This window comes from Dechloromonas sp. A34 (assembly GCF_026261605.1).
Lineage (GTDB): Bacteria > Pseudomonadota > Gammaproteobacteria > Burkholderiales > Rhodocyclaceae > Azonexus.
In genome coordinates this window covers 2,088,295-2,101,448 of record NZ_CP102486.1, presented here as the reverse complement: position 1 = coordinate 2,101,448, position 13,154 = coordinate 2,088,295, and the positions used below count along the sequence as shown (strand labels likewise).

Below are 13,154 nucleotides of genomic sequence, written 5' to 3'. Positions count from 1 at the left end.
CAAATCACTCCAGTATGTTCGCTTCCGCACGAAGCGACCGCCCTGGGCCGCCCTGAAAAAATGGCCAGAAACCAGGTGAGCAGCTGAGTCATCTCGCGCCCGACGCGGTCAAATCAGGAGCGCCGCGGACGGCTATCATGGCGGCCCCGGCAACTTTGCCACGCCTCCGGGCGTCCTACCCGGGACGAATAGACTGCGGCTGCGCGCTACCCCGCCAGGCCGAACCAAACCACCTCTCCCCCTGCCCCGCCGAACCCCATGCCTCTGCAACAACGCCCCGTTATCACCAAGCTCGCGATCGTGGCGGCGATGGCGGCGATCTTCGCCATCGACCTCAACACACCGCTCGGTCTGGCCGTGCCCTTCCTCTACCTGCTGCTCGCCCTGGTCGCCATCGGCGTCGAAGCATCCACCCGCAGCCTGCTCGCCATTGCCGTGCTCGGGCCGGTATTGGCCGGGTTCAAATTGCTGATCTATCCGGACGACGGCGTGGCCTGGCTCGGGCAGGCCAATCGCCTGCTGTTCTCGGTGCTGATCTGGGTCGCTGTCGGCCTGGAATGGGTCCGCCGCACGCTCGAGGCCGGCCGCCGCGAAAACAGCCGCGAGCTCGAAAGACAGGTCCGCGAGCGGACCGCAGCCTGGGTGGCGGCCAACCGCAAACTGGAGAGCGAGGTCGCCGAACGCAAGGCGGCCGAGGCGACGATCATCGCCACCACACAGCGCCTCCAGGCCCTGACCCAGCAGCTGGTCGAGGTCAGGGAAGCTGAGCGCAAGGCCCTGGCCACGGAGTTGCATGACCGCATCGGACAGAATTTGTCGGCATTGAACATGAGTCTCAACCTGAACCTGGCCTTGCTCGCCAAGCAGTTGCCGCCGGAAGCGATGGACGCGGCACGGAAGCGCATCGACGACGCACTGGCCCTGGTCGAACTGACGACAGAGGCGGTACGCGGCGTCATGGAGGAATTGCATCCGGCGCTGCTCGAGCAATACGGCCTGACTACCGCGCTGCGCTGGCATGGCGAGGAGTTTTCCGGGCGCACTGGCATCACCGTCAAATGCGTCGCCAGCGAAACCTTTCCCCGGCTGCGCAGCCAGGTCGAAATGTCCTTGTTCCGCATTGCCCAGGAAGCCCTGATCAACGTCGCCAAGCATGCCGGGGCGAGCGAGGTCAGCATCTGCCTGGAGCGGACGAAGGCTGGAATCGAACTCCGGATCGGTGACAATGGTGTCGGGATCAGCGAGGCGACGCCGAACCTGGTGCCGGCCGCTGGCGGTTGGGGCCTGGCGATCATGGCCGAACGGGCTCGTTCGATCGCCGCCGAACTGCGCATCGCGCGCGGCGACGAGCAGGGCACGACGGTCGTCGTGACCGTTGCCGATGGACACTGGGAGACTACATGACGATCAACGTTCTGATTGCCGACGATCACGCCGTGGTGCGCGACGGCCTGCGCCTGTTGCTGGAAACCCAGCCCGACATCCGCGTCGTCGGCGAGGTGGCCGACGGCCGCGCCGCGGTCGATGCCGCCCTGCAACTGAAGCCGGACGTGGTGATCATGGATCTCGCCATGCCGCTGCTCAATGGCGCCGATGCCACCGTGCAGATTCTCGAGAAGGATGAATCCTGCAAGGTCGTCATGCTCTCGATGCACTCCACCGTCGAGCACGTCTTTCGCGCGCTGCAGGCCGGTGTGCTGGGCTATCTGCGCAAGGAATCGGCAGGCAGCGAGGTGGTCGACGCCGTGCGGACGGTACACAGCGGCCGGCGCTACCTGAGCCAGAAGATCACCGAGTCGGTGGTGGACGACTACGTGCGCAAACGCGCCGACGAAAGCCCGCTCGAATCGTTGAGCCAGCGCGAGCGGGAAATCCTGCAACTGCTGGTCGAAGGCCGTTCGGGCATCGACATCGCCCGCCAGCTCAATATCTCGCCGAAGACGGTTGACACCTATCGCAGCCGGATGATGCAGAAGCTCGGCATCGGCGATCTGCCGGGGCTCGTCAAGTTCGCCCTGCAACACGGCCTGACCACGCTCTGAGCGAGGCTTTTTGATCTAGATCGAAGAATCGTATCGAATCAAGAAATCGGCAGCGCCTTGTGAGTGTTATCCGACATACAGCGGCCGCCCCGCGGCGGATCATCGGAGGAGTGATGAATCCACCCGGGAGTTCTGCATGTCTGAAGATCAAAAAACCAAAACGCCGTTAGACAACGGACGGCGCAAGTTCCTCAATACCGCTGGCGCCGCCGGCATTGCCGGCGTCGGCCTCGGTCTGGCCGGCTGCAACAAGGCCGAGCAGGCCCCGGCCCCTGCTGCTCCGGCACCAGCCCAGCCGGCCGCAGCTGCAAGCCACTCCAAGGTCGAAATAGCCCCCGGCCAGCTCGACGACTACTACCTGATGTCGAGTGGCGGCCACTCGGGCGAAATGCGCATCATCGGCGTGCCTTCCGGCCGTACGCTCAAACGCATCCCGGTCTTCAACATCGATCCGATGTCGGGCTGGGGCATCACCAATGAATCGAAGAAGATTCTCGGCACCAAGGCGGACGGCAGCATCAAGTACCGCACCGGCGACACCCACCACGTCCATGGCTCGTACAAGGACGGCACCTACGACGGCAAGTATTTCTGGGTCAACGACAAGATCAACAACCGCCTGGCCCGCATCCGTGGCGATTACCTGGAAACCGACAAGATCACCGAGATCCCCAATGTCCAGGGCTTCCACGGCATTTTCTCGGACAAGCGCGATCCGGTCGATGCCGCCATCAACCACACCACCCGCGTTTTCTGCGGCGCCGAATTCCACGTGCCGCTGCCCAACACGCCAAAAAACTGGAAGGACGCTGCCGGCTACGGCTGCCTGCTGACCTGCGTCGACGCCGAAAGCATGGAGGTCCGCTGGCAGGTCCGGATCAGCGGCAACATGGACCTCTGCGCCACCTCATACGACGGCAAGCTGGCCGCCCTGAACAGCTACAACACCGAGGACGGTCAGGTCTTCGCCGACATGATGTCGTCCGAAAAGGATGCCTGCATCTTCTTCAACGTCGAACGCATCGAAGCCGCGATCAAAGCCGGCAAGAGCTTCACCATTGGCGATTCCAAGGTACCGGTGGTCGATGGCAGGCGGGAAGCCAACAAGGACCCTAAGACCGCCCTGACCTGCTACGTGCCGGTGCCCAAGAACCCGCACGGGGTCAATATCTCGCCGGATGGCAAGTACTACGTCTGCGCCGGGAAGCTCTCGCCGACCGCCACCGTGATCGAACACGCCCTGGTGCTCAAGTGGTTCGACGGCGAGGTCAAGGAAGCCATGGAATGCGTCGTCGGCGAGCCGGAAATCGGCCTCGGCCCCTTGCATACCGGCTTCGACAACAAGGGCAATGCCTACACCTCGCTGTTCCTCGACAGCCAGGTCGTGAAATGGAACGTCGCCGCTGCCATCGCCCAGTACAAGGGCGACAAGCAGGCCAAGGTCGTGCTCGACCGGATTGACGTCCACTACCAACCGGGCCACAGCTACGCCTCGATGGGCGAAACCAAGGAAGCCGACGGCAAGTACTTCATGTCCGGTAACAAGTTCTCGAAGGACCGCTTCCTGCCGGTTGGCCCGCTGCACGTCGAGACCGAGCAACTGATCGATATCAGCGGCGACAAGATGGTTCTGTTGGCGGACCACACGGCCCATCCCGAACCCCATGACGCGATCATCGTCCGCCGCGACATCATCAAGACCAAGCAGATCTACACCCTTGAAGACTCGCCGATCCACGTCAAGGGTTTCGACGATACCGGCGTCAAGCGCAACGGCAACAAGGTGACGGTGCGCATCATGTCGGTGGCGCCGACCTTCACACCATCGGAATTCGTCCTCAAGAAGGGCGACGAGGTTACTGTCGTGCTGACCAACCACGACAAGGTCGAGGACCTGCACCACGGCTTCGCTATCGAGAGCCACGACATCAACATGATCGTCGGCCCCCAGGAAACCAAGTCGGTGACCTTCAAGGTCGAGCGCCCCGGCGTCTTCTGGTACTACTGCACGCACTTCTGCCATGCCCTGCACCTCGAAATGCGCGGCCGCATGATCGTCGAGGGCTGAGTAATGCCCGGGCGCCGTCCATGAACCGTGCTCCTGCCGCTACCCGTCGGCAGGAGCCGGGTTTTCGGCGGCACCGCCCATCCATCGCCATCCTGCCCGCTCGTCGCGGCAGGAGCCGTGGCACGGGCGCCCCCTACGCCTTGCAACAATCAACATGAAGCAATTACGTTTCCTGCTGCTCGCCCTGCTGTGGTCTGCGCTCTGCTACGGCAGTTCCTACGACGCGCCGCTGCCAGCGCAGCTGTTCACCGATCCCGACCTCTGTGCCTATGCCCCATGCCGTGAGGTGATGCCCGGCGCCGACGGCTTTTCCGTACGCAAGGGCCGGCCAAGCTACGTCGAGGCCTACCGCGGCAGTGGCGCGCAACGCCAGGTCATCGGCTATGTCTTCCTGTCCACCGACATCGTCGACATCCCCGCCTATTCAGGCAAGCCGGTGATCACGCTGATCGGCATGTATCCGCAGGGCATCATCAGCGGCGTGCGCATTTTGAAGCACAGCGAACCGATCCTGCTGGTCGGCATCCCGGAACGCGAACTCGACAAGTTCATCGCCCAGTACGTTGGCAAGTTCGCCGGGGCCAAGGTGGAAATTGGCAAGTCCTCGGCCGGCGACGACCGCATCGGCCTGAATGCGATCAGCGGCGCCACGGTCACCGTGATCGCCGAGAACCAGGTCGTGATGCGCAGCGCCTACGCCATCGCCAAGCAGCTCGGCATCGTCAAGTCGGTGCCCAAGCCGGCGGCCCGCTTCACCGCCCAGAGCGCCAGCCTCGACTGGAAGACCCTGGTCGACGAAGGCAGCGTCCAGCATCTGATCGTGCAGCCCGAAGAACTCGGAATCACCGGCAGCGGACAGCCTTACATCGACCTTTATTTCGGCTACCTGAATGCCCCCCTCGTCGGCCGCAGCATACTCGGCGAACCAGGCTGGAAGCGCCTGATGGGCGAACTGAAGGCGGACGAACACGCGATCTTCATCGTCGCCAACGGCACGGCGTCTTTCAAGGGCTCCGGCTTCGTGCGCGGCGGCATCTACGACCGCATCCAGGTCGCTCAGGACCTCGACAGCCATACCTTCCGCGACACCGACTACCAGAATCTCTACGGCATTGCCGCCGCCGGGGCGCCGTCCTACAAGGAATCCGCCATCTTCATCCTGCGCGGCGGCAACTTCAGCGCCGCCTACCCGTGGAGCCTGGTCTTCCTCGCCAACAAGGTAGACCGCGACACCGGCAGCAAGACCTTCGCCAATTTCGAGCGCGAATACTGGCTTCCCGAGCGCTACCTGGAAGGCGGTCGGCCGACCGTGCTGCGCCCCGATCCGACCTGGCTCCGCGTATGGCAGGGCAAGCCGCTGGTCATCGCCCTCTTCGTATTGCTGCTGGCCGCCACCGCCGGCCTCTACGCGATGCGCGACCGGCTGGTGCGCATGGCCTCGCGCAAGGACAAGCGCTGGGTGTCGATTCCCAAGTATTTCGTGTGGACGATCTCCATCGGCTTCGTCGGCTTCTTCGCCCTGGCCCAGCCGAGCATCACCCATGTCATGACCTGGATGCATTCGCTGGTCTATCAGTGGCGCTGGGAACTCTTCCTGTCCGACCCGCTGATCTTCATTTTCTGGCTGTTCATCGCCGCCACGATCTTCATCTGGGGCCGCGGCCTGTTCTGCGGCTGGCTCTGCCCCTATGGCTCGCTGTCCGAACTGTCCTTCAAGATCGCCGGCGCGCTGGGCTTGAAGCGCTTCCAGTTCCATCTGCCGATGCCCTGGCACAACCGGCTGCGCTGGCTCAAATACGGCATCTTCGCGCTGCTCGTCGGGGTCTCGTTCTACGATATCGGCCTGGCCGAGAAGATGGCCGAGGTCGAACCCTTCAAATCGACCTTCCTGGTCGGCGGGGTCTGGAATCGTGCCTGGCCCTTCGTCGCCTACTGGGTCGCGCTGTTCGTCCTCGGATTGTTCGTCGAACGCCCCTTCTGCAAGTACCTGTGCCCGCTCGGCGCCGGTCTGGCGATCCCGACCACCTTCCGGTTCATCAAGTTGAAGCGCAAGGACGAGTGCACCACCTGCCACGCCTGCCAGAAGGGTTGCGGCTCGCTGGCCATCGCCGACGACGGCCGCATCGACCAGCGCGAATGCCTGCTCTGCCTGGAATGCCAGATCCTCTACTACGACGCCCACACCTGCCCGCCGCTCTCTCAGGAACGCCGGCGGCGGACCAAGAGCGGTCTGGAACTGACGCCGATCGGGGACGATGGTTACTACATCCCGATCAAGGCGGTGCCGTGAGCGGGCCGCGCCGATGAAGCGCCTCGCCGCCGTGCTTCTTGTTCTTGCCGGCGGGCCGCTGATCGCCGCCGAATGGCAAGTCGCGCCCGGCGCGTCGATCGCCGCCGCCATCCAGGCGGCGAAAGCCGGCGATACGGTCAAGGTGGCGCGCGGCCATTATGAAGAGCATCTGCTCATCGACAAGCCGTTGCGCCTGGTCGGCATCGACCGCCCGACGATATCCGGAGGCGAACGCGGCGACGTCATCCGGGTCAAATCAGTCGATGTGCTCATCGAAGGCTTCATCATCCGCGACAGCGGCGCCGACCTCACCGCCCAGAATGCCGGCATCTACGTCGAGCCGGGGTCGCACCGCATTGCCGTGCGCAACAACGTGCTGGTCTACAACCTGTTCGGCATCTGGCTCGAAAAGCTCAATGACCCCGAGGTCAGCGGCAACCGGATCACCGGCAAGCGCGACCTGTCGTCGGCCCGGCGAGGCAACGGCATCCAGCTCTACAACACGACCGGCGCCCGCATTATCGGCAACCACATCAGCTACGCCCGCGACGGCATCTACGTCGATGTCTCCCATCACGCGGTGTTTCGCGGCAACACCATGCACGACCTGCGCTACGGCAGCCACTACATGAATTCCAACGACAACCTGTGGGAAGACAACGAGAGCTACCACAACCGCGGCGGCCTGGCACTCATGGAAGTCCGCCGCCAGACGGTGCGCAACAACCGGGCCTGGGACAATGCCGACCACGGCATCATGCTGCGCACCATCGTCGATTCGGTGATCGAGAACAACGTGGTGGCCGGCAACGGCCGCGGCTTCTTCATCTACGACGCCGAGTACAACGTGCTCAAGGGCAACCGCATCATCGGCAACCACGTCGGCGCCCATGTCTCGGCCGGCGCCATCCACAACGAGGTCGATGGCAACGATTTCATCCAGAACCGCGAGCAGGTGCGCTATGTCGCCAGCCGCGACGAGCCCTGGGGCAAGAAACAGGGCAATTACTGGAGCAACTACGCCGGCTGGGACGGCAACGGTGACGGTACCGGCGACGTGCCCTACGAGGCCAACGACCTGGTCGACCGGCTGACCTGGAAATTCCCGCTGGTCAAACTGCTCTTGAACAGCCCGGCGGTGCACAGCCTGCGCCTGATCGCCCGCCAGTTCCCACTGCTGCGCAGCCCGAGCATCGTGGACCGCCAGCCGCGCATGCAACCTGCCAACCCCGACTGGAGCCAGTGGCTTGACCGACCAGCTTATTGAAATCCGCGGTGTGCACAAGCGTTACGGCGCGATCGAGGCCGTGGACGGCGTAGACCTCGAGATTGCCGCCGGCGAACTGTTCGGCCTGATCGGCCACAACGGCGCCGGCAAGACGACGCTGTTCAAAATGATGCTCGGCCTGCTGCCGGCCACTTCCGGCGAGATCCGCATCGGCGGCCAGGCCGTGCGCGGCGAAGCCTTCCGCCAGGTGCGGCGCAGCATCGGCTACCTGCCCGAGAGCCTGGCACTCTACGACAACCTGACCGGACTCGAAACCCTGCACTTCTTCGCCCGCCTCAAGGGCGCCGAGCGCGCCACTTGCCCCGCCCTGCTCGCCCAGGTCGGGCTGGCCGACGCCGCCGGCCAGCGCGTCCGCAACTATTCGAAGGGCATGCGCCAGCGTCTCGGCTTCGCCCAGGCCCTGCTCGGCTCGCCGCGCCTGCTCTTTCTCGACGAGCCGACCAACGGCCTCGACCCGCAGGGCATCCTGGAGTTCTACCGCATCCTCGCCGACCTGCGCCAGGGCGGCGTCACCGTGGTGCTGACCTCGCACATCCTGGCCGAGATCCAGCAACGGGTCGACCGCCTGGCGCTGATGCGCAACGGCCGCATCCAGGCCCTGGGCACGGTGCAGGCGCTGCGCGAAGGCCAGGATCTGCCGCTGACCCTGCGCGTCAGTTTCCGCCCCGAAGGAGAAGCAGCCCTGCGCCAGACCCTCGCCACACTGGGGATCGGGGCGCTTAAAGCCGAGGCCGGCAGCACCCGTTTCACCTGCCCGCGCCAGTCCAAAATGGCCGTGCTGACGGCGCTGGCCGGGCTCGGCCCGGTTCTCACCGACATCGACGTGCATGAACCCTCACTGGAAGACATCTTCCTGGGCTACGCGGAGGAAATGCGATGAGCAGTATCGAGTTCGGCCAGATCGGTGTCATCGCCGGCAAGGAATTCCGCGACCGCCTGCGCAATCGCTGGGTGCTGGCCGTCGCCCTGGTGTTTACCGTCTTCGCACTGGTCATCGCCTATTTCGGTGCCGCCCAGCAGGGGGCGGTCGGCTGGCGCAACATCGATGTCACCATCGCCAGCCTGGTCAGCCTGGTCATCTACCTGGTGCCGCTGATCGCCCTGATCCTCGGCTACGACGCCATCGTCGCCGAGCGCGAGCGCGGCTCGCTGGACCTGCTGCTGTCGATGCCGATCACCCGCTTCGAAGTGCTGCTCGGCAAGTTCACCGGCCTGGCCGGCGCGCTCGGCGTCGCCACCGTCGGCGGCTTCGGCCTGGCCGGGCTGCTGCTCGTCTCCCAACTGGGCAGCGCCGCGCTGTACCACTACGCTGGCTTCGTGCTCAGCGCCTTCCTGTTGAGCCTGTGTTTCCTGAGCCTGGCAGTGATGGTCTCGGTGCTCGCCGAGGACCGCATGCGGGCGAGCGGCATCGCCATCGCCCTGTGGTTCTTCTACGTGCTGGTCTATGACCTGCTGCTGCTTGGCCTGCTGGTGCTCAGCGAAGGCAAGCTGAATCTCAATTTCTTCCCGGTGCTGCTGATGCTCAACCCGGCCGACATTTTCCGCATCCTGAATATTTTCGGGTTCGAGGATGTGCGCCGGATCTACGGCCTGGCCACGGTTTTTCCGGAAACCCTGGCCAATCCGTGGCTGCTCGGCAGCGCCATGGTGTTCTGGATCATTGCGCCACTCGGAGTGGCGGCCTGGAGGTTCAAATGATGAAGTTGCATTCGCGGCGGGCCTCCCTGCTGCCCATCCTGTTCAGTACGACGCTGCTGCTCGCCGCCTGTGGCGAGTCGGCGAAACCGACGCCGCCGCTGGAGATTGCCGGCGACACCAGTTGTGCGCTGGACGGCATGGTCCTGCTCGACTTCCCCGGCCCCAAAGCACAGATCCATTACGACCAGGGGACACCGGACTTTTTCTGCGATACCCGGGAAATGTTCTCCATCCTGCTGCGCCCGGAACAGAAGAAACGCATCCTCGCCATCTACACCCAGGACATGGGCAAAGCCGACTGGAATCGCCCGGAAGGCCAGTGGATCGACGCCAAAACCGCCTTCTATGTGATCGACAGCCCGCGCCGCGGCTCGATGGGCCCGACCGTTCCCTCGTTTGCCAGCGAGGCCGATGCCCGCAAGTTCGCCGGACAGTATGGCGGCAAGGTCCTGCCCTTTGCCCAGGTCACGCTCGACATGGTCGATCTGAGCGGCGGCGCCAAGCATGACGAAAAGATGTAGGCGATGCCGCTTGCCTGTCCAGCCGGCGACCCTTACTGCTTTGGCTCGCGCCTCGCGGGCCATCCCTTGTTTTACCCCCAACCCACGAAACGGAGTGAACCATGAAACTCATCCATGCTGCCCTGATTGCCACGGCAACCATCGCCACCACCGCCGGCCAGGCCTATGCGGCCGACGAATTGCCGCTGGCCAAGGCCAAGAACTGCATGTCCTGCCATACCGTCGACAAGAAACTGGTCGGCCCCGGCTACAAGGAAGTTGCCGCCAAGTACAAGGACGACAAGGCGGCCCCGGCCAAGCTGGCGGCCAAGATCAAGGGCGGCGGCAAGGGCGCCTGGGGCGAAATCCCGATGCCGCCGAACAATGTCACCGAGGCCGAAGCCAAGCGCCTCGCCGACTGGGTGCTGTCGCTGAAGTAATTTCCCGTCCGGGAAAGGAAAGCTGGCCACGGCCGGCTTTCCTCAGCGCCGCACAGGCCAAATGGGTGATTTGGTGCCGCTCATCAATGCACGGCTAACACCAAATGAATTACTCGACAATCAACCACTACAGAGAAGGGCAGCCCCATGTTCGGCGCCAAGACTAAACGAGACCTGGCCACCGCCCGGACCGAGAATGCCGCCTTGCAGGCGCGCTCGGCAGCGCTGCAGGACGAACTGGCCGCCGTCCACTCCCGCCTCGCCCTGGCGGAGAGCCAGCAACAGGAACTCCTGAAACGCCAGACACTGCTCGACGGCGTGCTCGGCAACATCCCCCGCTTCGGCGAATCGCTGGCGGGCATCCGCCTCTCTTTTTCCGGACTCTCCACCCAACTGAACGACGATTCGGCCAAGGCCCTGACCGCCGCCAAGGAATCGGACGCCAACCGCTCGGCCTTCGAGAAAATCGCTTCCAGCCTGCACGGCATGTTCGAGCGCATCAGTTCGGCCGGCGCGAGCGTCGAAGACCTGTCGCACCGGGCCGGCGAGATCGGCGGCATCGTCCAGCTGATCAAGGAGATCGCCGAACAGACCAATCTGCTGGCGCTCAATGCCGCCATCGAGGCGGCGCGGGCCGGCGAAGCCGGGCGCGGTTTTGCCGTGGTCGCCGACGAGGTCAGGAAACTGGCCGAACGCACCGCCAAGGCGACCACCGAGATCGGCGGCCTGGTTGCCGGCATACAAAAGGAAACCGGCCAGGCCAAGGCGATCATGGACATCGGGGCAGGCAGCGCCGCCAGCCAGGGCGCCGAAAGCGAGGCCGCGATGCGCAGCATGCAGCGCCTGCTCGGCCTCTCGCAGCAGATGCAGGACAGCATCGCCTCATCGTCCCGCCTGGCCAATGCCGAACTGGCCAATATCGAGGAACTGACACTGAAGCTCGAAGTGTACAAAGTGCTGCTCGGCCTCTCCGACCTCAAGCCGGAGGAACTGCCCGACGAAACCCAATGCCGCCTCGGCCGCTGGTATTACGAAGGCGAAGGCCGCGCCGAGTTTTCGCGCCTGCCCGGCTACCGCGAAATGGAAGCGCCGCACAAGGCGGTGCACGACCAGGCCCGGCAGGCCGTCGCGCGCTACCGTAGCGGCGACTTCAACGGCGCCCTCGACGCCCTGACCCGCATGGAAGAAGCCAACCTGACGGTGATGGCCGGCATGGAGCGCATCCTCGGCCAGGCGCCGGGACGGCCGACCGCCTGAGCCAGCCGATAGCAGCGATCAGCCCTTCATTTGGCCAGTCGCTCGAAGAGCTTGACGGCGGTGTCGACATGGCGGAACAGGCGTTCGCCCTCGGCCAGCACGCGCAGGACATGGCGGTTTCCGGACGCAGCGGCCGGCTCGGGGACGCTGGCCCCGCTCCTTTTCAGACGCACCAGGTTGACGTCGAATTCGCAGAGCGAGTCGCCCAGTCGTTGCGCAATCAGATCGCCGGCCAGGCCCCACGCCCGGAACAGGACGAGTTTGGCGATGCGCTGCGAGAGCATGCGGTTGCGGCCCGCGATATTGACGTCATGCCCGGCCGGGCGACGGGCGAGGTTTTCCGCTTCGCTGGTCAGGCGGTCGATCGCCCCGAGCATGGCCTCGCTGTGTTCGAGGACGACGCCGGCAGCGCTCAATGATGGCTGGGCATCGAACAGGGCGGGCCGGTAGGCGGCCCAGAGGGTGGTCACTTCATCCAGCCGTTCGGCGAATCCCGGCGTCAACCCGAGACTTTTCAGGCGCGCCAGCGTCTGCTCGAACTGAAGCTTCAGTTGCCGCAAATTGGTTCCGGCTTTGGCCGGCGAGATGTTCTGCCCGAGCAGCCCCCAGTTCGTCGCCAGCCGCTGCGCCAGCATCCGCGGGCGCCCGCAAAGGTTGATCAGGCTGCCGGGCGACAGAGGCTGGGCCGGACTCTCGCCAACGCCCCTTGGTTTGCGGGAGAAGCTGAGGCGCTGGTGGCGGTCGCCGATTTCGGTATCGAGCAGGGCCGCATGCTGGATGTGGACGTCGCGCCCCTCGACCACGACCATCCCGCTCTCACTCAACTGACGCAGGCTTCGAGAAAAACTTTCCGGAGTCATGCCGATCCGCGCGGCAATGGTCTTCTTGCTGGTTTTCAGGGTAACCGTCGTTTCACCGGCCAGGCCGAGGGGTTGGCCGGCCAGCCCGAGCAGGAAATCAAGCACCCGTTGGGTTCCGGTCAGGCCGTAGTGGTAGCCGGTGCTGTCGAACTCGGCGGCATATTGCCGTTGGGCCAGCGCCTGGATGATGCGCCAACTCAGTTCGCGATCATTGCAGACGAGCGCGCGCAGTGGCCGGGCTGCGATGGCGATCACCGTCGTCGGCGTCATCGCCTCGCCCGACGAGGCATAGCTTTCGGCCGCGAAGACCTCGCCCATGCACAGGATCTGGGGCGTTTGCACCAGTTCGATCACTTTTTCCGTTGCCGCCGGCAACAGCGTCGTCCGCTTGACGCTCCCGCTGACCAGCAGATAGGCCTCGCCGACCGGATCGCCGGCACGAAACAGGAAGTCATGGGCAGCGAAGTCGACGATGCGAGCGAACCCGGCCAGCCGGTTCAGCTGCAGAGCCGGGAGGTCGGTCAACAGGGGGATGCGGGACAGCAAATTGCGCTGCCGCAGCTGACGATCCCTGGCTCCGGGAATCAATTTCTCCGCCCCCACACCGTTCTCCAGATAGAACTCCATTCCGTTTCGCCAGGCCAGATGCGATCGCATCATCAAGCCTCGCCGTGACGGCAATCGTGGCGCGGAGAACGGCAAATTCCCTGA

Annotated in this window: 11 protein-coding genes; 10 read left to right on the top strand and 1 reads right to left on the bottom strand. The window is 64.5% G+C overall.

Annotated elements, in window-relative coordinates; all coding sequences use genetic code 11:
* Positions 1-258: 258 nt before the first annotated feature.
* From NQE15_RS10535 to NQE15_RS10490, 10 genes are all read left to right on the top strand, one after another.
* Complete coding sequence (locus NQE15_RS10535) at positions 259-1,404, top strand: sensor histidine kinase (protein ID WP_265949521.1); 1,146 nt, start codon at positions 259-261, stop codon at positions 1,402-1,404.
* Complete coding sequence (locus tag NQE15_RS10530; protein WP_265949519.1) at positions 1,401-2,042, top strand: response regulator transcription factor; 642 nt, start codon at positions 1,401-1,403, stop codon at positions 2,040-2,042. The genes NQE15_RS10535 and NQE15_RS10530 overlap by 4 nt, the downstream gene beginning before the upstream one ends.
* 136 nt (positions 2,043-2,178) lie before the next feature.
* On the top strand, positions 2,179-4,110 hold the full coding sequence (nosZ, locus tag NQE15_RS10525; RefSeq protein WP_265949517.1) for a TAT-dependent nitrous-oxide reductase: 1,932 nt from the start codon (positions 2,179-2,181) through the stop codon (positions 4,108-4,110).
* A 154-nt stretch (positions 4,111-4,264) separates the two neighbouring features.
* Complete coding sequence (locus NQE15_RS10520) at positions 4,265-6,400, top strand: 4Fe-4S binding protein (protein ID WP_265949515.1); 2,136 nt, start codon at positions 4,265-4,267, stop codon at positions 6,398-6,400.
* A gap of 13 nt (positions 6,401-6,413) precedes the next feature.
* Positions 6,414-7,667, top strand: a complete 1,254-nt coding sequence (locus NQE15_RS10515; protein WP_265949513.1) for a nitrous oxide reductase family maturation protein NosD — start codon at positions 6,414-6,416, stop codon at positions 7,665-7,667.
* Positions 7,648-8,568 carry an ABC transporter ATP-binding protein gene (locus tag NQE15_RS10510; RefSeq protein ID WP_265949511.1) on the top strand — a complete coding sequence of 307 codons (921 nt, stop codon included), beginning with the start codon at positions 7,648-7,650 and terminating at the stop codon, positions 8,566-8,568. Before NQE15_RS10515 ends, NQE15_RS10510 begins: the two co-directional genes overlap by 20 nt.
* A gap of 5 nt (positions 8,569-8,573) precedes the next feature.
* Positions 8,574-9,386 carry an ABC transporter permease gene (locus tag NQE15_RS10505; RefSeq protein ID WP_323054989.1) on the top strand — a complete coding sequence of 271 codons (813 nt, stop codon included), beginning with the start codon at positions 8,574-8,576 and terminating at the stop codon, positions 9,384-9,386.
* On the top strand, positions 9,383-9,907 hold the full coding sequence (locus NQE15_RS10500; protein ID WP_265949507.1) for a nitrous oxide reductase accessory protein NosL: 525 nt from the start codon (positions 9,383-9,385) through the stop codon (positions 9,905-9,907). The genes NQE15_RS10505 and NQE15_RS10500 overlap by 4 nt, the downstream gene beginning before the upstream one ends.
* 101 nt (positions 9,908-10,008) lie before the next feature.
* Positions 10,009-10,326 (top strand): c-type cytochrome, encoded by a 318-nt coding sequence (locus tag NQE15_RS10495; RefSeq protein WP_265949505.1) that lies wholly within the window; start codon positions 10,009-10,011, stop codon positions 10,324-10,326.
* A 147-nt stretch (positions 10,327-10,473) separates the two neighbouring features.
* Positions 10,474-11,583, top strand: coding sequence for a methyl-accepting chemotaxis protein (locus tag NQE15_RS10490; RefSeq protein WP_323054968.1), 1,110 nt, complete (start codon positions 10,474-10,476; stop codon positions 11,581-11,583).
* A 26-nt stretch (positions 11,584-11,609) separates the two neighbouring features.
* Here the strand turns inward: NQE15_RS10490 and NQE15_RS10480 are convergent, their stop codons facing one another.
* Entirely contained in the window at positions 11,610-13,103 is a 1,494-nt protein-coding gene (locus NQE15_RS10480; protein ID WP_265949502.1) for a type IV pili methyl-accepting chemotaxis transducer N-terminal domain-containing protein, read from the bottom strand.
* Between the last annotated feature and the right edge of the window lie 51 nt (positions 13,104-13,154).